This is a genomic window from Embleya sp. L77 (genome assembly GCF_055557415.1).
This window is the reverse complement of record NZ_CM145710.1, coordinates 2,387,999-2,409,595: the sequence shown is the minus strand read 5'-3', so window position 1 is coordinate 2,409,595 and position 21,597 is coordinate 2,387,999. Positions and strand designations below refer to the sequence as shown.

Below are 21,597 nucleotides of genomic sequence, written 5' to 3'. Positions count from 1 at the left end.
AGGCCGAACCGACCAAGATTTCACCCGATCCGGCGAACCCACCCCACCACCTGCCCGGCACCCGGTTTGACCCGGGTCGCCGAACCGCGAACCGACGTCGGTCCACGGCCGGACCGAGGCCGGGGTCGAGGCGGAGGGGCCCTGGGTCGAGGCGGGTCCTTGCCGTCGGCCTGCGCCGGGACCACCGTGCCCGCGTCGACGCGCGCCGGCGGTGCCGTCGGCGACACCGACCGGCCCACTCCCCCGCCGCCCGCACACCTCGCCCCATCCTGCCCGCGCCCCCTCCGGCGGCCCCGGCCATGCACCCGACCCGGCATGGCAACAGGGCGACCGACCAGGATTTCATCCGACCCGGCGAACCCGCCCCACGGCCCCGCACCCGCCCCGGGACGACGAAACGTACTCGGATGGCCCACCAGGAGGGCGTTCCATGACGCCCCGCCCCGTGCCTGGACCGATCACCGCGGGCAACTTCGCGGCCGCGACCCCACCGAAGGTCCGCCCGGACCACGAACACTTGGTCGCGCCGGTCGTCAAGTCACTCGCCGAGGCGTATGTGCAGCCCGACGTGGCCGGGCCGCGCCTGGTCCTCTACGGCGGCCGGATCGTCGGCCTCCGATGGCCGACCCCGACCCCGCCGCCGACGGCGGCGCCCGCACCGGCACCGGTACCGGCACCGGCACCGGCAGGGACATCCGCTCGGGACGACGGTGGCGCCTCGACATCGCGGCAGACGAACACGCCGGCGATATGGTCGGTTCGCGGTCCACGCCGGGGCCGCCGAGGCCCGCCGCCGCGGCCGCACGCGCCTGACTGCCCGCGGACGGCCGGGCGCGGACGGTCCCGGGGGCTTCCGCCCCGGCTCGGCTTCCGGCCGATCGGAGAGATCGGCGGCGGTCGGCGAGGTGCGGCGAAATGCGGCTCGGCCGCGCCCGCACCCAGCAGGTGGCGGCCGGCGATCCGCGTCGAGTGGAATCGATCGGCCACATGGACCAGCCGTCCGCTCGGCCGATAGCGTCACCGCATGGACGACACGGCCGCACCCCATAGACCCACGCTGCGCAAGGATGCCGCGCGCAATCGGCGCCGGATCATGGATGCCGCGCGCGATCTGGCGCGCAGGGGCAGGCCGCCCCAGTTGAACGCGGTCGCACTGGCCGCCGACGTCGGCGTCGGCACCGTCTACCGGCACTTCCCCACCCCCGAGGCGCTGCTCGAAGCACTCGCCGCCGACCGGTTCGACGAGCTGATCCGACACGCCCACCGGGCCGCCGGGCTGCCGGACGCGCGGCGCGCCCTGCGCGACTTCCTGGCGGCCGCGCTGACCGCCTACGCCCAGGACGAGGCCTTCACCGCGGCGGCCTTCGGCCCCGGGGCCGCCACCGCCGAGACCCTGGAACTGCGCGACCACCTGCTGCGCGTGACCGGCGACCTGCTGACCCGTGCGGCCGGCGCCGAGGCCCTGCGCCCGCCCCTGGGGCCCACCGACGTCCAGCTCATGCTCTGCGGACTGGGCTTCGCCGTACGCCACTCCCCCGACCGCAACGACCCCGCGTTGGCGCAGCGCTACCTCGACGCGCTGCTGGACGGCGCCCTCGTCGCGGCCACGGGAGATGCGGCCGGCTGACGCCCGGATGCGCTGTGGCAGGGTCGCGGACATGTCTTTCGATCACAACGACCACTACCACCCGCTGCTACTGCGCCAGGTGCCGAAGAACTGTCGGACGGCATTGGATGTGGGCTGCGGCACCGGGCGGTTCGCGCACCGGCTCGCCGCGTCGGGCATCGTGGTGGACGCGATCGATCCGGCCGAGGAGGTGGTCGCCCAGGCCCGTCGCCGATCCCCGACCACCGCGGATGCGCCGAACCCGAGCTTCCTGTGCGCGGACGTAACCGACATCGAACTCCCGCGCGGACACTACGACTTCATCTCGTGCCTGGCGAGCATCCATCATGTGCCGTTCGACACCGTCGCCACCCTGCGGGACGCCCTCGCACCGGGCGGGGTCCTGGTGATCCTGGGCTGCCATCCCGAGCGGACCCCGCTTGACTGGGCATGCAGCCTCGCCGCCGTCCCGGTCAACGCCGCCGCCCGGCTCGCCGTGGCCGCGAAGGAGCGACTCGGCGACCGCACCCGCGCGGCCGAGCAGGGCACGACGGCGCCGGTGCGTACGCCCACGATGCCGCTGTCCCTCATCCGGCGCGAGGCCGCGGCGCTGCTGCCCGGATGCACCGTGCGCCGATTGCTCTTCTGGCGCTATCTCCTGGTCTATCGCGCCCGGCCCTGAGCCGGCGTCGAGGCGGCTGCGCGCCGCGACACCCGGTTCCGCCGGCCGCGATCTGCCGGGAGCCGGTGGGAGCGCGACCTACCGTGGCGAGGTGAACGATCGGTATGCGATGAGTCGGCGTGCGGTGCTGCTGGGCGTTGCCGCAGTGGCGACGGGTTGCTCGTCCTCCGGTGGGCGGACCGCGACATCGACGCCCCCGAGCGGCACACCGGCCGCGACCGCGGCGCCGACCGGACCCGCGGCGCCGAGCGCCGGCGCGCCCGCGACGAGTACCGCACCCGCGCTGCCCACGGTCACCGCGTGGGCGCCCGATCCCGGCGACGTGCAGCCGCAGGTGAAGCAGCGCGCGGTCACCCTGGTGTCGGCTCTGGGCGCGTGGCCGCCCGGCGGGCAGGGGCCCGAGGCGGCCCGGGCACGGCTCGCCGCGCTGGGCTTCGACCCGGAGTTGGCCGACCGGGCGGGCTCGCTGTCGTCCCCGGCGCCGCAGGCCGTGCTCGAAGTGATCGACGCCCAGTACGGCGGCATCCTGGACGACACCGCGAGTGTGCTCGTCGTCTGCCGGCGGTGGACGCGGGCCGAGGACGGCACGGTGACGGCGGACGGGTCGACCGTGGACGTGCGGCTGAGCCGGGCCACACCCGTCTGGACGGTCACCACGCTGTACCCCTCGGATCCCGGACCGGCCGCCGGGTCGCTCTCCGCCCAGGCGACCCGGATCCTGGCCGACTCGCGCATCACCCTGCCGCCCGCGGCGACCGCCGACGTGCGGGCCGGCGCCGTGCACGCGTCGGTGCTGACCGCATTGGAAACGCTCGCCGCCGACCACACCATCGACGTCAGCATCCTGCGCTCGGGCCACCCGATCGACGTGTTCGGCACCAACCGCCCCAGCGACCACCCACGGGGGCGGGCCGTCGACGTATGGCGCATCGACGGCCGATCCGTGGTGGACCCGACCACACCACGCGCCCTCGTCGAGGGCTTCATGCGGGCGGGCGCGGCGGCCGGCTCGTACAACGTGGGCGGCCCGTACCAACTCTCCGGCGCCGCGTTCTTCAGCGACCCGACCCACCGAGACCACGTGCACCTCGGGTTCACCACATGAGGTCGCCCCACCCGAAATCGGCGGGCGGCGGATTCGAAACGGGCCGGGCGGCGCCGATGGCGGGGTCGTACGGGCGGCGCGCTCCGATCCCGGGTCCAGGCGGGGCGGCGCGGCGTAGTATAGCTCTAAGACGGAAAGCTGCCGGCGCCTCGGGATCCCGAGCCCCGACCGATGTGCGGTGCTCGTGCGACAGACGGCCCTCCGTGTCGACGCGCACCCGGGAGGGCGCGCGGAGGCCGGTGCCCGGTGTGTTCGGCGACACCGGCCGCCGGGTCGCGCACCAGTGGCCGGGTGGTGTTGTGGAGGAGCCATGCGCTGTAGTGGCGAATCGACGTTGATGGAACCCGAGGCGCTGCAGTGCGCGCTGTTCGGCGTGCGATTCCCGGCCCGTCCGGAAGCCCTGTCGGCGGCGGCCACGAACAACGGGGCCGCGGTATGGGTCACCAGGGCCCTGGCGGCACTGCCGGAACGCCCGTACGAGGGGCCGAACCAGGTGTGCATGGCCCTGTGCGGGCGACAGGCCGGAATGGACCCCGGTCTGTAGCCGCTCCCACCGCCCAACCCAGGACGCCGCCCGCGACCAACCCGCGCACCGCAACCGACGGGGGCAGCCGAACCGACAGCGGCCGCCCCTCCGGTGCACCGCCGCCCCGCCGCCACCGCGCGCCGCGCCATCTTCGCGCGCCGAACCGGCGTCCCGCGCCGCGCCGTCATCACGCCCCCGCAATCGCCGTCGTCGCGCCCGCGCAATCTTCGTACGCTGACCCGGCGTCCTTCGTACGCTGACCCGGCGTCGCGCCCCGCGCCGTCACCGCCCGCCGCGCAGCCCCTCCGCACCACCGTCACTGACCCGGCGTCCTTCGTACGCTGACCCGGCGTCGCGCCCCGCTCCGTCACCGTCCGCCGCTCGGCCCCTCCGCACCACCCTCACTCCCCGCCGCGCCCCCCTCCGCGTCGCCATCACCCACCGCCGCGCCCCCTTCCGCGCCGCCACCGCTCACCGCCGCACCGTCGAGGGCGCCTCGACCTCCAGGTACCGACGGCCGGCCCTGCCGCGGTACTCCAGCACCACCCAGCCCAGCCCGCCCAGCACCCGCGCGCACCCGCGCAGCGCCGCCTCCGCCTCGTGCCGCGCGCCGCTTCCGCGCGGGCCCGGCCACTCCACCCGCACCACCGCGGGATGCTCGGTCGCCGTGACGCAGTACCCCGTCGCCGTGCGCTCGCCCCGCTCGTCGACCGCCGACGGCGGCACCCCGGCCGCCTCCAAGGACAGGCTGATCGCCCGCACCATCCGAACCCGCTCCCACTCGGCGGGCACCGCACCCGGATCCGGCACCGCCGTGTTCACCACCGCCCGAATCCGCAGCAGCGCATCGAACGCCTCCCGAACCGCCGCCGCCCGCCCCGCCGTTCCCTCACCCGCCACCGACACCGGCCGCACCTCGGCACCGGTCGCCGGCTCGAAGCCCGCCGCCGCATCCGCCCCGCTCCCGGTCACCCTGCTCCTTCGTCCACTGCCGGCCGGGACGCGGGTCGCGACTCGGGCACGAACCCGCGCCCACCCAAGCCCGGCGCCCAGGTGAGCACACGGTGGCGGGCGTGCCGGGTCACCCGGGCGATCCGGATGTCACGCGAACCCCCGGCCCGACCGTCGACCACCCGGCCGGCGCCGTGCTCGTCGCATCATCGAAGAGTCCATGCCCCCAGCGTAGGTGTGAGCGTAGGCCGTACTCCGATCCGTCGGTCGCCGCCGGCCGTGACCAGTGTCGGAGGCGCCGCGGACACCGCGGACCGCAAACCCGCCCGTCCGAACCCGATTCAGCCGATTCGGACCGGCCGGCCCCCGGAGAACCCGGGCCAGGTCCGCCGACGTGCCCACCAACTCCCTTCGCCGAAGCCGTCGAACGTGGATCACCGCCGACAGGCGCTGCCGGCGCCCGCACACGATCACCCGGAACCGCACGGGCACATCCCCGCGCCACCGCGCCACGCCCGGCACCGATGTCGTGGCACGGCCTAGCCAAAATGTGCCGATAAATCGATGTTCGTTGACCATGTGCCGAGCCCGGTGTGAGGGTTCCTTCGCTCGGGCGACGAACCCGGCGCGATGGCAGTCGGATTCGTGGTCGGGGCGTGCCTTCAACCCGAGGAGCCTCGATGCATCGCAGAACGCTGACGCTCGGGTCGGTCCTGGCCCTGCTCGCCGGCCTGGTGATCGGCACGACCGCCCCATCGAACGCGGCACCGCCACCGGCCCCCTCCTCGGCCGCCGCCCGGACGGCGGCGATCGACGCGGCCGACCGGGCCGTCGGCAGCGGTCCGAACGCGCCGGCCCGGGTGCCCGGCGAAACCTATCTGCGGAGCATGGTGACGCCGTGGGTGGACAACCTCTACTCGATCGCCTACACCCGCGCCTACCGCGGACTTCCCGTGGTCGGCGGCGACGCCGCCGTATTGGCCGACGGCACCGGCAAGGTCCGTGCCGTGGAGACGGGCGGCGCACTTCCCGGCGACATCCCGACCGAGCCGACCGTACCTGCCCAGGCGGCCGAGACCACCGCACGCACCCGACTTGCCGTGGTCGACCGGATCGACGCGCGTCGCCTGGTGCTGCACGTGGGCGCGGACGCCGCCCGACCGGCCTGGGAGACCGTGCTGATCGGCCGTACCGACTCCGCCCCCAGCCGCCTGCACGTCTTCGTCGACGCCGGGACCGGCGCGGTCCTCGACTCCTACGACGACGTGCACGCCGGCACCGGCCACAGCAGGTGGAACGGCCCCGACCCGATCACCATCACCACCGCCGGCTCGGGCGGCACCTATTTCATGCAGGACCTGACCCGCCCGGGCCTGAGTTGCTCGAAGTACAACGCCGGCGTGCTCACCAAGAGCGTCGACGACTGGGGCACGGGCAACCCCACCGCCGTCGAGACCGGCTGCGTCGACTCCATGTGGGCCGCGCAGCAGGAATGGAACATGCTCCGCGACTGGCTCGGCCGCAACGGGCACAACGGCAACGGCGGCACCTGGCCGGTGGTCGTCGGCCTCGCCACCGTGAACGCCTGGTTCGACGGCACCCGGGTGTTCATCGGCCACGACGTCAGGAGCCAGTGGTTGGGCGCGATGGACATCGTGGGCCACGAGTACGGTCACGGCATCGACCGGACCAGTCCCGGCCATCCGTTCGCGCAAGCCGGCCTGATCGAGGGCACCGGCGACATCTTCGGCGCACTCACCGAGGCGTACGCCAACGAACCCGCGCCGTTCGACACCCCGGACTACACCGTCGGCGAGATGGTCGACCTGGGCGGCCACGGACCGGTCCGCTACATGTACGACCCCTCGCTCGCCGGGGACCCGAATTGCTATTCGAGCACGCTGCCTCCGGACGAGCACAGGGCCACGGGTCCGCTGAACCACTGGTTCTATCTGCTCGCCGAAGGCACCAACCCCGGTGGCGGCAAGCCCACCAGCCCGACCTGCAACGGCAGCACGCTCACCGGAGTCGGCATCCAAACGGCCGGCAAGGTCTTCTACGGCGGCTTGCTGCTCAGAACGCGCGGCACGAACTACCCGAAGCTACGCGGCCAAACCCTGAACGCGGCCAAGGTCCTCGACCCCACGTGCGCCCTGTACCGGAAGACCAGGGATGCCTGGAACGCCGTGAACGTGCCGGCGACCTACGACCCGTCCTGCCCTGTGGCCCCCTGACCCGGTCCCCCGCGCCGCCTCGGCGGTCGGACGGACACGCCCACGATCGGCACGCCCGGGTCGCGCGATTTAGCCAGTATTTGCTGGCCTCGCCGGATCTCTTCGCTCAACCCACGTGACCGTGTGAGTGTTTCGCTCGCTCGGGCACGAACCCCGGCGTGCACGGTCGGCCGCAACGCTCACAAGGTGTGCGGCACAAAGCCGGATTCGTGGTCGAGGTCTGCCTTCCACTCAAGGAGCCTCGATGAATCGCAGAACAACCACGGCCGGGACCGTCCTGGCCATGCTCGCCGGTTTGGCGATCGGCACGGTTGCTCAGCCGGCCGCCGCCGACCCCTCCCCTCCGCCCGGCTCGCAGGCCCTGGCGGTCTCCGCCGCCGACCGGGCCGCGGCCAGCGGTCTGGACACCCTCGCCAAGGGTCCCGACGAGGAGTACCAGCGCCAGGCGGTGACCCCCTGGGTCAACGGCCTCTACTCGGTCGCCTACGAGCGCACCTACCGGGGCATCCCGGTGGTCGGCGGCGACGCCGTCGTGCTCGCCGACGGCCAGGGTCGGGTCCGGGCGACCCAGTCCTCGACCGACGCCCGCATAGCCGTCCAGATCCACCCCGTCGTGGCGGCCGGCGCGGCCGAGGCCACGTCCAAGACCAAGCTCGCGGTCGTGGACAAGGTCGACTCGCACCGTCTGGTCGTCCGGGTCAAGGACGGCAAGAGCGCACTGGCCTGGGAGACCGTGCTGATCGGTCGTACCGCCACCGCGCCCAGCCGGCTGCACGTCTTCGTCGACGCGAGCACGGGCACGGTGCTCGACACCGTCGACGACGTCAAGGCCGGCAGCGGCAACAGCCAGTGGAACGGGCCGAATCCGCTCACCATCGACACCACCGGCTCGGGCAGCTCCTACTCGCTGCGCGACCCGAACCGCCCCGGCCTGACCTGCGCGGACTACTCCACCGGCCAGGTCTTCACGAAGTCCACCGACTCGTGGGGCAACGGCCAGGCGTCCAGCAAGGAGACCGGCTGCGTCGACGTCATGTGGGCGGCGCAGAAGGAATGGAACATGCTCCGCGACTGGCTGGGTCGCAACGGGCACAACGGCAACGGCGGGAGCTGGCCGGTCAAGGTCGGCCTCAACGACGTCAACGCCTACTGGGACGGCTCCTCCGTCTCCATCGGGCACAACCAGTCGAACCAGTGGATCGCGTCGATGGACGTGGTCGGTCACGAATTCGGGCACGGCATCGACCAGTTCACCCCCGGCGGCGCCGGCACCGAACCTGGCCTGGGCGAGTCCACCGGCGACATCATGGGCGCACTGACCGAGGCGTACACCAACGAACCCTCCCCGTACGACACCCCCGACTACACCGTCGGCGAAGTCGTCAACCTGGTCGGCCAGGGCCCCATCCGCTACATGTACAAGCCCTCCACCAACGGCGACCCGGACTGCTACAGCTCCTCCATCCCCAACACGGAGGAACACGCCGCGGCAGGCCCGATGAACCACTGGTTCTACCTCCTCGCCGAGGGCACCAGCCCCGGCGGCGGCAAACCCACCAGCCCCACCTGCAACAACACCACCCTCACCGGGGTCGGCATCCAACAGGCCGGGAAGATCTTCTACGGCGGCATGCTCCTCAAGACCAGCGGCATGACCTACAAGAAGTACCGCACCGCCACCCTCAACTCCGCCAAGACCCTCGACCCCACCTGCGCCCTGTTCAACAAGACCAAGGCCGCCTGGGACGCCGTCAGCGTACCCGCGCAGTCGGGTGATCCCACCTGCACCGGGAACCCGGGCCCCGACTTCTCGATCAGCGTCAACCCGACCTCGGGCACGTTGGTACCCAACGGCACCGTCTCGATCAACGTGGGCACCACCACCACGACGGGCGCGGCGCAGAACGTCACGCTGTCCGCCTCCGGTCTGCCCGGCGGGGTGACCGCGCAGTTCAACCCGGGCAGCGTCCAGTCCGGCAACAGCTCGACGCTGACCCTGACCGCGGGCGCGAGCCCGACGGCCGGCACCTACACGGTGACGGTGACCGGTACCGGTTCGGTCACGCACACCGCGCAGTACACCTTGACGGTGACCGGTCCGGGTAACCCGAGCAACCCGCCGAACATCAGTGTGGCCAACGTCCAGGCGCACCTGTCCCAGCTCAACACGATCGCGTCGCAGAACGGCGGCAACCGCCGCGCGGGCAGCGCGGGTTACACCGCCTCCGTGGCATACGTGAAGAGCAAGCTCCAGGCGGCCGGCTACACCGTCACCGAGCAGACCTGCACCTCCTGCACCTACCGATCCAACAACCTGATCGCCGACTGGCCCGGCGGCCCCGCCGACTCCGTCGTGATGTTCGGCGCCCACCTCGACAGCGTCTCGGCCGGCCCCGGCATCAACGACAACGGCTCCGGCTCCGCCACCCTCCTGGAGAACGCACTCGCCCTCGCCCAGGCCAACCCCACCCTCACCAAGCACGTCCGCTTCGGCTGGTGGGCCGGCGAGGAACAGGGCCTCCAGGGCTCCCAGTTCTACGTGGGCCAGCTCACGTCCGCACAACGCTCCGCGATCAAGGGCTACTACAACTTCGACATGGTCGGCTCGCCCAACGGCGGCTACTTCATCAACAACCTCAACTCCACCACGGCAGCGCCGATGAAGGCGTACTGGGACTCGTTGAACCTGCGTCCCGAGGAGAACGTCGAGGGCCAGGGCCGTTCCGACGACTACTCCTTCCAGCAGGGCGGCATCCCCACCTCCGGCTATGCGGCCGGCGCCGACGCGGTCAAGACCTCCGCCCAGGCGACGAAGTGGGGCGGCCAGGCGAACGCCTCCTACGACTCCTGCTACCACTCCGCGTGTGACACCACCTCCAACATCAACGCCACGGTCCTGGACCGCAGCGCCGACGGTGTCGCCTACACCATCTGGAAGACCGCGGTCGGCGGCCCGACCCCCGGCCCGGACTTCTCCATCTCGGTCTCGCCCGGCGCGGGCACCGTCCCCTCCGGCGGCGGCACCGTCTCCACGACGGTGAACACCAGCACCGTGACCGCCCCCGCGCAGACCGTGGCACTGAGCGCGAGCGGCGCCCCGAGCGGCGTCACTGTGACCTTCAACCCGACGTCCGTGCAGTCCGGTTCATCCTCGACCGCCACCATCTCGGTCGCGGCCGGCACCACTCCCGGCACCTACCCGATCACCATCACCGGCACCGGCTCGGTCACCCACACGGCGACGTACACGCTGACCGTGGGCAACAGCAACCCGGGCAACGCGCTCCAGAACGGCGGCTTCGAGCAGGGCACCGCCAACTGGACGCAGAGCGCCAGCGACATCACCAACAGCAGCCAGGCCACCGCGCACAGCGGTAGCTGGTACGCCTGGATGATGGGTTACGGCAGCACCGCCACCGAAACCCTGAGCCAGTCCAACATCTCCGTCCCGGCCAACGGCACGCTGCGCCTGTGGGTCAAGACCACCACCCAGGAGGTCGGTTCCACGGTCTACGACACGCTCAAGGTCCAGGTCAACGGCACGACCCTGGCCACCTACTCCAACGTCGGCGCCACCGGTGCCTACGTCCAGAAGAGCGTCGATCTGAGCGCCTACGCGGGCCAGACGATCACTCTCCAGTTCGCCGGTGACGAGGACGAATCCGCCACGACCACCTTCTACGTGGACGACGTCAGCATCTCCTGACCCCGTCCCCGATCGTTCATCCGACGATCGGCGCCCCGCTCCCGACGCAACTTCCGGGAGCGGGGCGCCTCGTCGTTCGGGCGCCGCTCGGCGGGGGCGCCGCTCAGGCCCGGTCGTGCGCCCGCAACCGGCGGCCGACCGTGCCCAACGCCTCGGCCAGTACTGCCAGTTGCTCGCGGTCCAAGACGTCGATCAACACTTCGCGAACCCGCTCGACGTGCGCCGGCGCGGCACCGCGCAACCGTTCCGCACCCTGCTCCGTCAGCACCGCGAAGACACCGCGCGGCTGATCGGGGCACGCGCGTCGGCGGACCAGTCCCAACTTCTCCAGCTGGGCCACCTGGTAGGTGATCCCGCTCTTGGAAGTGATCAATTTCTCGGCCAGGTCGGCCATCCGCAACTCGCCGTCGGGCGCCTCGGAGAGGTGGACGAGGATCTCGTACTGCGGATGCGAGAGACCGGCCTCGTCCTTGAGTTGGCGCTCCAGTGCCCGGTCCACGCGGTGGCCGGCCTCGACGAAGCCATGCCACGCAGCCATCTCGAGGTCGTCCAACCAACGCGGTTCGCTCATGCGCTCCAGCCTACTGAGCTTGTCGAAGCCCGAATCGGCCTGTAGCGTCGAAGTAGTTCAAATTTGAACTGGCAAATGCCCCGGATCGAACGAACAACCGACGATCGTCCGACGACCTCGCATCGACAGGAGACACCCACATGGCCTCCCCCGCCGAGACGACCCTCCGCAGCCTCGACCGGCCCGCCGGCGCCGCGTCGCCGCCCGCGGCCGGCCCGTCCCTGCACGGCTACGACCTGGGGCTGGTCCTGCTGCGGGTGGTGGTCGGCCTGACCATGGCCGCGCACGGCAGCCAGAAGTTGTTCGGCTGGTTCGACGGTGCCGGTCTGGACGGCACGGGCCAGTTCTTCACCATGAGCGGCTACCCCTCCGGCAAGGCGATGGCGACCGTGGCCGGCCTCACCGAGACCTTCGGCGGCCTGGCGCTGGTGATCGGTCTGTGCACCCCGCTGGCCGCCGCGGCCATCGTGGGCACCATGATCAACGCCATCGCGGTCAAGTGGGACGGCGGCTTCTTCGCGCCGAAGGGCGTGGAGTACGAACTGCTGCTGACCTCGGCCGCCGCCGCCCTCGCCCTGACCGGCCCCGGCCGTCTGGCCGTCGACCGCTTCCTCCCGATCCTGCGCGCCCACCGCCTCGCGTACGGCATCGCCGCCGTCGCGATCGGCGTGGTCACCGCCGGCGTCATCCTGATGCTGCGCGACTGACGCCCTGCCCGACGACCCGAGGCACCCCGGGCAGCCGGCCCCCGCCGGCCCCGAGGCACCCCGGTCAGACCTCTGCCACGGACCACCACCGGCCCCGGCCCCGGACACCCGGGCCCGGGGCCGGCCCCGATCCACGCCCGCATCGATCGGGGCCGACGGGCTCGTCGACGATCGCTGCGGTCAGGCCCGGACCGTCGTCGTCGGGGCCGTGGGGGCCGTCGGGTCGCCACCCCGGTCCAATGCCTCCGGGTCGATCACCGGATCGGCGGGCGGCACGACAGGCACACACTTCTCCCCACCCCGGGCGCAAGCGTCGTCGTCATCCGCACGCTGCCCGACACGGCGACCAGCATCCGGACCGGCCCGCCCCGCTCCGGGACATGCGGCGTCACGGTGTTCCCGCACACGTTCTCCCTGCTCGGCGGGGAAGGCACGCAGGAGGGATCCGGCCCCCGAGCCGCCCCCGCGACGGGCACCACTTTCCCCGGTGCGATCGACGCGCCGACATCCCCGTGGTCGGCATGTCGGCGCGTCCCGGGCCGGCGAACATCGGCAATGTCGAACGATGGGGTCGTCCCGCCCGCCCGAGATACCCCGATCGGCCGCAAAAGTTCCCGCTCCATATCCCGATGCCACTCTCGATCGGCCCGAATGGCTTGACTACATACCTAGGGGGGGTATGTTGTAACCGTACTCGCCGACCGGACCACGTCCGGTGCGGCCGATCCGAGCACCAGGAGGCTTCGCCATGGGCACGTCCACTTCCGCCGTCGCCACGACCTACACCGTCACCGGCATGACCTGTGGCCACTGCGTCTCGTCGGTTCAGGCCGAGCTCGGCCGGCTCGACGGCGTCACCGACGTCGCGGTCGACCTGGCGAGCGGCAAGGTCACCGTGACCGCCGGCGCCGCGCTCGACCAGGCGGCCGTCGCGGCGGCGATCGACGAGGCCGGCTACGAGCTCGTCCCGGACGCGACGCCGGCGGCGGGTGCGAGCTGCTGCGGCAGCTGCCACTGACGCCCCGGGAGGGCGGCGGCCGGCGCCGGCGCCCTCCCGGCACCCCCACCGACCGCCACGCCGTCGACGAATCGACCAGGGAGAGACCATGAACACGGCAGTCAAGGTCGGCGCGTTCGGCGCCGGCATCGTCCTGGCCTTCGGCGCCGCATTCGGCGTGGGCCACGCGGTCGGCCCGGTCGGCTCCGACCCGGCCCCCGCGCACGGCAAGCACGGCGGCGACACCGCCGGCGCGCCGGTCGGGCCGAACGGCACGCGCGCCCCCGGCCCCGCCGGCGCCGCGCCCGCCGTCGCCGAGATGCCCGGCGGCCTCCAGGTCTCCGAGCGCGGCTACACCCTCGTCCCGCCCGCCGAACCGCTGCCGGCCGGAAGCCCGACCGACTTCCGCTTCCGCGTGCTCGGCCCGGACGGACAGCCGTGGATCCGCTACGACCGCGCCCACGACAAGGACCTGCATCTGATCGTGGCCCGGCGCGACCTGTCCGGGTTTCAACACGTGCATCCCGTACTCGGCGCGGACGGGACCTGGAGCGTCCCGCTGACCTTCGCGAGCGCGGGTACGTACCGCGTATTCGCCGACTTCTCCCCCGCCGGCGACCCGGCCGGAGCGCTCACCCTCGGCGCCGATGTGATCGTCGCCGGCGGCTACGAACCGGTCGCCCTGCCGGCCCCGACCCGTACCGCCACCGTCGACGGCTACACCGTGTCCCTGACCGGCGACCTGTCCGCGACCGAATCCGGCCTGCTCACCCTGAACGTGAGCCGGGACGGCCGTCCGGTCACCGACCTTCAGCCCTACCTCGGCGCCTACGGCCACCTGGTCGCACTGCGTCAGGGCGACCTCGGCTACCTGCACGTCCACCCGCAGGGCGCGCCCGGCGACGGCAAGACCCCCGCCGGCCCCGGCATCGCCTTCCACGCCCAGGCACCGAGCGCCGGCAACTACCGTCTGTACCTCGACTTCCAACACCAGGGCACGGTCCGCACCGCCGAATTCACCGTCGCCGTCGGCGCCCCGAGCACCACCCAGGCACCCGCCGCGCCGCCCGCCACCGCACCGGAACACGGCGAGCACGGCCACTGAGGGCCTGCCTTCGGCACACCGTCAAGATTCAAAACCAAGGCCGATCCCTGTGCGATTCATACCCCCCTAGGGTATAGTCGACGTGTGATCGTGGGACGGCCACACCAGCACGAGCGAGATGCGAAGGAGCAGGCGATGGGATCGACCACCGAGACCTCGGCGCCACCGGACAGCGGGGAAATCGAGCTGTCGATCGGCGGCATGACCTGCGCCTCGTGCGCGATGCGCATCGAGAAGCGGCTCAACAAGCTCGACGGTGTGACCGCGACGGTCAACTACGCCACCGAGAAGGCCAAGGTCACCTACTCCGCCGACATCGCACCGACCGATCTCGTCGCCCAGGTCGAGGCCGCCGGATACACCGCCGAACTCCCCGCCCCGCCCAAGACCGCCGGATCGTCCGACGAGCCGGCGCCCGGCGCGGATCCGGACGGGGGTCGGGTCCGTGCCCTGCGCGACCGGCTGCTGATCTCGGCCGTGCTGACCGTGCCGGTGATCGCGATGGCGATGGTGCCGGCCCTGCAGTTCACCAACTGGCAGTGGCTCTCCCTCGCCCTGGCCTGGCCGGTCGTCGCGTACGGCGCGTGGCCGTTCCACAAGGCCGCCTGGACCAACCTGCGGCACGGCACCTCCACCATGGACACCCTCGTGTCGATGGGCACCCTCGCCGCACTCGCGTGGTCCGTGTACGCCCTGTTCTGGGGCTCGGCCGGCGAGCCCGGCATGACCCACGCGTTCTCCTTCGCCATCGAGCGCGGCGACGGAGCGGGCAACATCTACCTCGAAGCCGCCGCCGGCGTGACCACGTTCATCCTCGCCGGCCGCTACTTCGAGGCCCGTGCCAAGCGCCGCTCCGGCGCGGCCCTCAAGGCCCTGCTCGAACTCGGCGCCCGGGACGTGGCGGTGCTGCGCAACGGCCGCGAGGAGCGCGTCCCGGTCGAACAATTGGCCGTCGGCGACCTGTTCGTGGTCCGCCCCGGCGAGAAGATCGCCACCGACGGGGTGATCGACCAGGGCACCTCCGCCGTGGACGCCTCGATGCTGACCGGCGAATCGGTGCCGGTCGAGGTCGGCCCCGGCGACAGCGTCACCGGCGCGACCGTCAACGCCGGCGGCCGCCTGGTCGTGCGGGCCGGCCGGATCGGCGCCGACACCCAGCTCGCCCGGATGGCCCGCCTGGTCGAGGACGCCCAGAACGGCAAGGCCCAGGTCCAGCGCCTGGCCGACAAGGTCTCCGGCATCTTCGTACCCATCGTCATCGCCTTGGCCGCCGCCACCCTGGGCTTCTGGTGGGGCACCGGACAGGGCATCGCCGGCGCCTTCACCGCGGCCGTCGCCGTGCTGATCATCGCCTGCCCGTGCGCCCTGGGCCTGGCCACCCCCACCGCCCTCATGGTCGGCACCGGGCGCGGCGCCCAACTGGGCATCCTGATCAAGGGCCCCGAGGTCCTGGAATCCACCCGCCGCGTCGACACGATCGTCCTGGACAAGACCGGCACCGTCACCACCGGCCGGATGACCCTCCTCGACACCCACCTCGCGGCCGGCGAGCAGCTCGACGAGGTGCTGCGTCTCGCGGGCGCCCTGGAGAACGCCTCCGAACACCCGATCGCCCAGGCCATCGCCACCGGTGCGACCGAGCGCGTCGGCGACCTGCCCGACCCCGAGGACTTCGCCAACGTCGAGGGGCTCGGCGTGCAGGGCATCGTCGAGGGCCACGCCGTCCTCGTCGGCCGAACCCGCCTGCTCACCGAATGGGCCCTGGACCTGCCGGTCGAGCTGGAACGGGCGATGGCCGAAGCCGAAGCCCTCGGTCGCACCGCCGTCGCGGTGGCCTGGGACGGCAAGGCCCGCGCCGTCCTGGTGGTCGCCGACGCGGTCAAGCCCACCTCGGCCGAGGCCATCCGGCGCTTCCGCGAACTCGGGCTCACCCCGATCCTGCTCACCGGCGACAACACCACCGTGGCGCACACCGTCGCCGCGCAGGTGGGGATCGACCCGGAGCACGTGCACGCCGAGGTGATGCCCAAGGACAAGGTGGACGTGGTCACCCGGCTCCAGGCCGAGGGTCGGATCGTGGCCATGGTCGGCGACGGCGTCAACGACGCCGCGGCGCTGGCCACCGCCGATCTCGGCCTGGCCATGGGCACCGGCACCGACGTCGCGATCGAGGCCTCCGACCTGACCCTGGTCCGCGGCGACCTGCGCGCCGCCGCGGATGCGATCCGGCTGGCCCGCAAGACGCTCGGCACCATCAAGTCCAACCTGTTCTGGGCCTTCGCCTACAACGTGGCCGCCCTGCCGCTCGCCGCCGCCGGGCTGCTCAACCCGATGCTCGCCGGCGCCGCGATGGCCTTCAGTTCGGTCTTCGTGATCAGCAACAGCCTGCGGCTGCGCGGCTTCAGGGCACTGGCCGACGAAACCCACCCGACCTCGACCGACACCGCCGACAACACCGACACCACCGCGCCCGCCCCGATCGCCGCCTGACCCGCCGCACCCGAGCACGATCACCGAAGCCCACTCGATGCCACCGCATCGAGCGGGCTTCGGCCTGGGGCCTGTCCTCGATCCCACGCCGAGCGCGGGCCGGGTCAGGACGGCGTCGGGCCCACCGCCTGGATCACGGCGAACGCGCCGCCCTGCGGATCCTGGACCACGGCCATCCGACCCGCCATCATGTCGAACGGCGGCTTGAGCACGTTGCCGCCGGCCCGGACCAGCGCATCGACGGTGCTGTCGGTGTCGTCCACGGAGAAGTAGGTCAGCCAGTGCGCGGGCGTACCGGGGGGCATCCGGTCCAGGCTCTGCATCCCGGCGACCACGCGGCCGGCCGCGCTCAGCGAGTGGTAGCCCTCGGCGCCCTCCATCGGCTCGGCCGCCAGACCCAGCGCGGTCGAGCAGAACTTGCCCGCGGCGGCGACGTCGCCGGTGTTCAGCTCGTTCCAGATCACCGCGCCCGGCTCGTTGACCACCTCCGCACCGCCGAAGTCCCGGGCCTGCCACAGGCCGAACATGGCACCGGTGGGCTCGGCGACCACGCACATCCGGCCCAGCGTCATCACGTCCATCACCGGCATGAGCACCGTGCCGCCGGCCTTCTTGATCGCCTCCTGCGTGGCGTCGGCGTCGGCGGTGGCCAGGTAGGTGGTCCAGGCGGTCGGCGGCGTCGGCCCGCCGTCCGGGGACATCGCGGTCATGATGCCCGCGACGGCCTTCCCGTTCAGCGAGCAAACGGCGTAACCGCCGGTCTCCTCCGGCCCGACCTCGCCCTGCCACCCGAACAGGTCGCGGTAGAAGTCGAGGGCGGCCTGCTGGTCGGGGACCATCAGGTCGACCCAGCAGGGCGTGCCGGGTACGTAGGGGTTGGTGACCACGGGCATGACGAGAACCTCCAGAGAAGCCGACGAAGAACGCCCCCGTGCTCCTCATCGTCAGCGCCCGCACCGCCGCTCGCCACCGGTCGACACCCGTGGCCGGGTCCGGCCCCGGCAGCCGCGGTCCGGCGCGCGTGCACGGCTGCGGGGGCCCTGCGCCCGGGAATCAGTGCGCCGCGGACGTGGACAACCCCTCGGCCAACGCGCGTTTGTCGATCTTGCCGATCGCGGTGAGCGGGAACTCGGTGACGACGGCGATCCGGTCCGGCAGTTTGAACGCCGCGACGCCGCGCTCGATCAGGAAGGCGCGCAACTGCGCCGCCGTGGGCGCCGCCGCTCCGCCGGCCGGGACCACCACCGCGCAGATCTGTTCGCCGCGATCGGGGTCGGACAGCCCGATCGCCGCACACTGCTCGATGCCCGGGTGGGCTCGGACGTGGGTCTCGACCTCCTCGGCGGACACGCTCTCGCCGTTGCGGTCGATGGTGTCCTTCACCCGCCCCTCGACCACCAGGTATCCGGAGGGCAGTTGCCGGACCAGGTCGCCGGAGCAGTAGAAGCCGTCGGCGGTGAAGGCCGTGGCGTTGACCTCGGGTGCGCGGTAGTAGCCGCGCAGCGTGTACGGCCCCCGGACCAGCAGTTCGCCGATCTCGCCGGGGGCGACGTCGCGTCCGGCCGAGTCCACGACGCGGAGTTCGTCGTCGGGGCACAGCGGGCGGCCCTGGGTGCCGGTCACCGTCGCCTCGTCGTCGCCGGCGCGGGTGTAGTTGAGCAGCCCCTCGGCCATGCCGAAGACCTGTTGCACGGCGCAGCCCAGGCCCTCGGGCACGGTCCGGGCCACCTCGGCGGACAACTTCGAGCCGCCGGCCTGGAGCACTCGGAGGCTGGACAGGTCGCTGTCGTCCCATTCGGCCGTGTCCAGCCACAGCGGGATCAGGGGCGGGACCAGCGCGGTGTGCGTGACGCCCTCGGCCTGGATCAGCGGGAACGCGGCGTCGGGCGCCGGGGACGGGGAGAGCACCACGGTGCCGCCCACGGACAGGGTGCCGAGCAGACCCGGGCAGGCCAGCGGGAAGTTGTGCGCGACCGGCAGGCACGCGAGGTAGACCGTGTCCGCGTCGAGGTCGCACGCCTGCGCACTGGCCCGTGCGTTGTACCCGTAGTCGTCGTGGGTGCGCGGGATGAGTTTGGGCACGCCGGTGGTGCCGCCGGACACCAACAGCAGTGCCACGTCGCCCGGATCGGGCTCGGCGTGCGGACGGGGTTCGCCGTCCACGGTGTCCAGGGCCCGATGCGGTCCGGGGTCGCCGGCGACCAGGACGTGCCGCACGGAGGGCGCCTCGGCGCGCACCAGGGTCGCCAGGTCGCGGTAGTCGAAGCCCGCCACCTCGTCGGCCACCACATAGGCGACGGCCTCGCTCAGCCGGGCCAGGTGGGCGATCTCGGTGATCCGGTGCGCGGGCAGGGTCAGCACCGGGATCGCGCCGAGTCGGGTCAGGGCGAAGAACAGCACCGGGAACGCGGCGATGTTGGGCAGTTGCACCACGACCCGGTCGCCGGCGCGAATGCCGAGGTCGGCGAGCCCGCCGGCCATCCGGTCGGCCCGCTCGTCGAGTTGACGGTAGGTCAGGCGCTGTTCGCCGGCCACGACCGCGAGACCGTCGCCGTACTCGGCGGTCCAGTCGCGCAACAACCGGCCCAGCGTGCGGCCGTCCCAGTAGCCGGCCGCACGGTATCCGGCGGCGATCTCCTCCGGCCACGGCGTCAGGCCCGAGGCGCGCGGCGGCGCCGGCGAGTTGGCTTGGCTCATCGGGTTGTCGACCTCCGGAGCGATCACTGTTCGACATGCGGGACTTTGGTTAGGCTAACCTGAATTCCCTGCCTTGTCCTCGCTCAGCGGAAATCACCATGTCCGGTGCCACGCACGCCATTTCCGCCCCGACTCGCATCCCGGGCGTCGACGTCGCGGACGCACCCCGGCCGTCGACGACCGCCGAACCGCCCCCACTACGCACCGGCACCCCGGCGCAACGGCGCCTTCACGGCCCGAAGTTGTCCGCTCCTGCGCCCATGGCGTCTCCGGCCGAGGTCCCGGCGGCACGCGAAGACGCGTAAACGGGCGGTGAATCCGGCATCGGCCGAGACCCTGGAGAAGGAATACAGGTTAGGCTAGCCTAAGTTCCGTTTGGCTCGGTCTCTTGAACGCTTGTGGCCCCGTCGTGAAAGCGAGAAGAGCTGTGACCTCCCCCTCGGTCTTCCACGAGCGGCGCGTACCCTGCGCCGCCGACCCCATCGCCGTCGCCGCCGCCCTCGCCGCGTCCACCACGGACGAGTTCGTCGTCTACGAGAACGAAGGCGAAGTCGGCTGGGGGGAGTCGCCCTACGCACTCGTGTCCACGGGTGTCGACGCGACCACGTTGACCGTCGCGGGCGAGACGCACACCGTCCCCACCGGCCCCCGCCCGCTGGACGCGGTGGCCCGGGCCCTGGCGGACGTCGACGTCGCCGGATGGCGGGCTTACGGCTGGCTGGCCTTCGAGCTGAGCCACGCACTTCACGGTACCGAAACCGACACTGGCACCGGCCCCGCCGCCACCTCCGGCCCGGCATCCGGCGGCGGGCGTACGGACGACCCGCCGATCGCCCGGATCGCCGTCCCACGCCGGGAGATCCGGTTGACCGAGGGTGAGGCACTGCTGCGCGCGCTGGATCCGGACGACCTCGACCACCTCGAAGTACGACTCGCCGCCGCGGTGTCCGCGGCCGACGTGCCCGTCCGCGAGGCCCGGGTCCGCGCCGACGTGCAGGATCACGGCGCCGACGACTACCGTGCGGCCGTGGCCCGCTCGGTCGCCGCGATCCGGGCCGGGCGGTTGGACAAGGTCATCGTCTCCCGCCTCGTGCCCGTGCCCGAGCCGATCGACCTGCCCGCCACCTACCTCGCCGGCCGCCGGGGCAACGACCCGGCACGATCGTTTCTGCTGCGGCTGGGCGGCTGGCAGGTGGCCGGTTTCAGTCCGGAGATCGTCGCCCGGGTCGGCCGGGATCGCACCGTGAGCACCCAGCCACTGGCGGGCACCCGTGCGTTGGCCGGCGACCCGACGGCCGACCGCACCCGTCGCGACGAGTTGTACCGCGATGCCAAGGAGGTCTTCGAGCACGCCATATCCGTGCGCCTGGCCCGCGCGGAGTTGGCCACGGTCTGTGCCGAAGGCAGCGTGCGCATCGACGACTTCATGACCGTCAAGGAACGCGGCAGCGTGCAACACCTGGCCTCGCGGCTGTCCGGCCACCTCTCCGAGGGCCGCACCGCGTGGGACGCGCTCGCCGCACTCTTCCCGGCGGTCACCGCCTCCGGCATCCCCAAGGCCGAGGCATGCGAGCTGATCCACCGGACGGAGACCGAACCCCGGGGCCTGTACAGCGGGTCGGTGCTCACCGTCGACGCCGACGGCACCGTGGACGCCGCCCTGGTCCTGCGCAGCGTCTTCCGGCACGGCGAGCGCACCTGGCTGCGGGCCGGCGCGGGCGTCGTCGCCCACTCCACACCCGAACGCGAACTGGAGGAGACCCGGGAGAAGTTGTACAGCGTCTCGCGCTTCCTCGTGCCCGAACGCGCCGACCCGGCCGGCGACACCGAGGACCCGCAACCCGCGGTACTGACCGCGACCTGACCACCGTTCCGGCCCGCCCCGACCGGGGCCGGGCGGGCCGGAACGGTACCCGGCACCCCGACATCCCGGCAACCCGATTCCCCGGTTCCGCAAACTCCGGGCGCGCCGGACCGCCACCGGCTCGGCAGCGGCGGCAGCAGCAGCAGGAAACAACGACCGCGCGCGGCCGATTCGGGACAACGGTCGGCGGCCCCGATCCGTTCCCGAAACCGTCGCCGAGCGTCGCCCGACCCCCTAAAAACCCATCACCGATCTCGTCTTCCCTACACCATCGAGGTCTTCCGTTCATCACACTTGGATACCGCCGCCCCGCGGAAACCGGTTTCGGTGGATCATGGGCGCAGCGCGGGTGGGAT

At 72.4% G+C, this 21,597-nt stretch carries 15 protein-coding genes; 11 read left to right on the top strand and 4 right to left on the bottom strand.

The window, feature by feature from the left end; genetic code table 11:
* Positions 1-1,024 precede the first annotated feature (1,024 nt).
* From ACZOOI_RS40265 to ACZOOI_RS40250, 4 genes are all read left to right on the top strand, one after another.
* A complete protein-coding gene (locus ACZOOI_RS40265) occupies positions 1,025-1,627 on the top strand; it encodes a TetR/AcrR family transcriptional regulator (protein WP_465281769.1) in 603 nt (200 codons plus the stop codon).
* A gap of 31 nt (positions 1,628-1,658) precedes the next feature.
* Positions 1,659-2,288: a class I SAM-dependent methyltransferase gene (locus ACZOOI_RS40260; protein WP_465281768.1), complete on the top strand. Its 630-nt coding sequence runs from the start codon at positions 1,659-1,661 to the stop codon at positions 2,286-2,288.
* Positions 2,289-2,379: 91 nt separating this feature from the next.
* A complete protein-coding gene (locus ACZOOI_RS40255) occupies positions 2,380-3,393 on the top strand; it encodes a hypothetical protein (protein WP_465281767.1) in 1,014 nt (337 codons plus the stop codon).
* A gap of 310 nt (positions 3,394-3,703) precedes the next feature.
* Positions 3,704-3,937, top strand: a complete 234-nt coding sequence (locus ACZOOI_RS40250; RefSeq protein WP_465281766.1) for a DUF2795 domain-containing protein — start codon at positions 3,704-3,706, stop codon at positions 3,935-3,937.
* A gap of 453 nt (positions 3,938-4,390) precedes the next feature.
* Here the strand turns inward: ACZOOI_RS40250 and ACZOOI_RS40245 are convergent, their stop codons facing one another.
* Complete coding sequence (locus ACZOOI_RS40245) at positions 4,391-4,891, bottom strand: hypothetical protein (protein ID WP_465281765.1); 501 nt, start codon at positions 4,889-4,891, stop codon at positions 4,391-4,393.
* A gap of 659 nt (positions 4,892-5,550) precedes the next feature.
* On the opposite strand from ACZOOI_RS40245, the gene ACZOOI_RS40240 reads away from it, so the two are divergent.
* Positions 5,551-7,104, top strand: coding sequence for a M4 family metallopeptidase (locus ACZOOI_RS40240; protein ID WP_465281764.1), 1,554 nt, complete (start codon positions 5,551-5,553; stop codon positions 7,102-7,104).
* A gap of 244 nt (positions 7,105-7,348) precedes the next feature.
* The gene (locus ACZOOI_RS40235; protein ID WP_465281763.1) at positions 7,349-10,810 is read left to right on the top strand and encodes a M28 family peptidase; all 3,462 of its coding nucleotides are present in this window, start codon (positions 7,349-7,351) and stop codon (positions 10,808-10,810) included.
* 103 nt (positions 10,811-10,913) lie between these two features.
* Here the strand turns inward: ACZOOI_RS40235 and ACZOOI_RS40230 are convergent, their stop codons facing one another.
* A complete protein-coding gene (locus tag ACZOOI_RS40230) occupies positions 10,914-11,381 on the bottom strand; it encodes a MarR family winged helix-turn-helix transcriptional regulator (protein ID WP_465281762.1) in 468 nt (155 codons plus the stop codon).
* A gap of 140 nt (positions 11,382-11,521) precedes the next feature.
* Between ACZOOI_RS40230 and ACZOOI_RS40225 the strand changes: the two genes are divergently transcribed.
* The 4 genes from ACZOOI_RS40225 to ACZOOI_RS40210 all read left to right on the top strand — a co-directional run bounded on the left by ACZOOI_RS40225 (position 11,522) and on the right by ACZOOI_RS40210 (position 16,680).
* Positions 11,522-12,088, top strand: coding sequence for a DoxX family protein (locus ACZOOI_RS40225; RefSeq protein ID WP_465281761.1), 567 nt, complete (start codon positions 11,522-11,524; stop codon positions 12,086-12,088).
* A 748-nt stretch (positions 12,089-12,836) separates the two neighbouring features.
* A complete protein-coding gene (locus tag ACZOOI_RS40220; RefSeq protein ID WP_465281760.1) occupies positions 12,837-13,106 on the top strand; it encodes a heavy-metal-associated domain-containing protein in 270 nt (89 codons plus the stop codon).
* 88 nt (positions 13,107-13,194) lie between these two features.
* Positions 13,195-14,190 (top strand): hypothetical protein, encoded by a 996-nt coding sequence (locus ACZOOI_RS40215; RefSeq protein WP_465281759.1) that lies wholly within the window; start codon positions 13,195-13,197, stop codon positions 14,188-14,190.
* A gap of 135 nt (positions 14,191-14,325) precedes the next feature.
* The gene (locus ACZOOI_RS40210) at positions 14,326-16,680 is read left to right on the top strand and encodes a heavy metal translocating P-type ATPase (RefSeq protein WP_465281758.1); all 2,355 of its coding nucleotides are present in this window, start codon (positions 14,326-14,328) and stop codon (positions 16,678-16,680) included.
* 104 nt (positions 16,681-16,784) lie between these two features.
* Here ACZOOI_RS40210 and ACZOOI_RS40205 read toward each other — a convergent pair whose 3' ends face one another.
* The gene (locus ACZOOI_RS40205) at positions 16,785-17,573 is read right to left on the bottom strand and encodes a VOC family protein (RefSeq protein ID WP_465281757.1); all 789 of its coding nucleotides are present in this window, start codon (positions 17,571-17,573) and stop codon (positions 16,785-16,787) included.
* A gap of 160 nt (positions 17,574-17,733) precedes the next feature.
* Positions 17,734-19,377, bottom strand: a complete 1,644-nt coding sequence (locus tag ACZOOI_RS40200; RefSeq protein WP_465281756.1) for a (2,3-dihydroxybenzoyl)adenylate synthase — start codon at positions 19,375-19,377, stop codon at positions 17,734-17,736.
* Positions 19,378-19,804: 427 nt separating this feature from the next.
* On the opposite strand from ACZOOI_RS40200, the gene ACZOOI_RS40195 reads away from it, so the two are divergent.
* Complete coding sequence (locus tag ACZOOI_RS40195; RefSeq protein ID WP_465281755.1) at positions 19,805-21,241, top strand: salicylate synthase; 1,437 nt, start codon at positions 19,805-19,807, stop codon at positions 21,239-21,241.
* The last annotated feature ends 356 nt before the right edge of the window (positions 21,242-21,597 follow it).

Bases quoted from the DNA above. Each gene is read 5' to 3' on its own strand.
- ACZOOI_RS40250 (WP_465281766.1), top strand. From the start codon at position 3,704: ATGCGCTGTAGTGGCGAATCGACGTTGATGGAACCCGAGGCGCTGCAG.
- ACZOOI_RS40225 (WP_465281761.1), top strand. From the start codon at position 11,522: ATGGCCTCCCCCGCCGAGACGACCCTCCGCAGCCTCGACCGGCCCGCC.
- ACZOOI_RS40235 (WP_465281763.1), top strand. From the start codon at position 7,349: ATGAATCGCAGAACAACCACGGCCGGGACCGTCCTGGCCATGCTCGCC.
- ACZOOI_RS40205 (WP_465281757.1), bottom strand. From the start codon at position 17,573: ATGCCCGTGGTCACCAACCCCTACGTACCCGGCACGCCCTGCTGGGTC.
- ACZOOI_RS40260 (WP_465281768.1), top strand. From the start codon at position 1,659: ATGTCTTTCGATCACAACGACCACTACCACCCGCTGCTACTGCGCCAG.
- ACZOOI_RS40230 (WP_465281762.1), bottom strand. From the start codon at position 11,381: ATGAGCGAACCGCGTTGGTTGGACGACCTCGAGATGGCTGCGTGGCAT.
- ACZOOI_RS40220 (WP_465281760.1), top strand. From the start codon at position 12,837: ATGGGCACGTCCACTTCCGCCGTCGCCACGACCTACACCGTCACCGGC.
- ACZOOI_RS40215 (WP_465281759.1), top strand. From the start codon at position 13,195: ATGAACACGGCAGTCAAGGTCGGCGCGTTCGGCGCCGGCATCGTCCTG.
- ACZOOI_RS40265 (WP_465281769.1), top strand. From the start codon at position 1,025: ATGGACGACACGGCCGCACCCCATAGACCCACGCTGCGCAAGGATGCC.
- ACZOOI_RS40240 (WP_465281764.1), top strand. From the start codon at position 5,551: ATGCATCGCAGAACGCTGACGCTCGGGTCGGTCCTGGCCCTGCTCGCC.
- ACZOOI_RS40200 (WP_465281756.1), bottom strand. From the start codon at position 19,377: ATGAGCCAAGCCAACTCGCCGGCGCCGCCGCGCGCCTCGGGCCTGACG.
- ACZOOI_RS40210 (WP_465281758.1), top strand. From the start codon at position 14,326: ATGGGATCGACCACCGAGACCTCGGCGCCACCGGACAGCGGGGAAATC.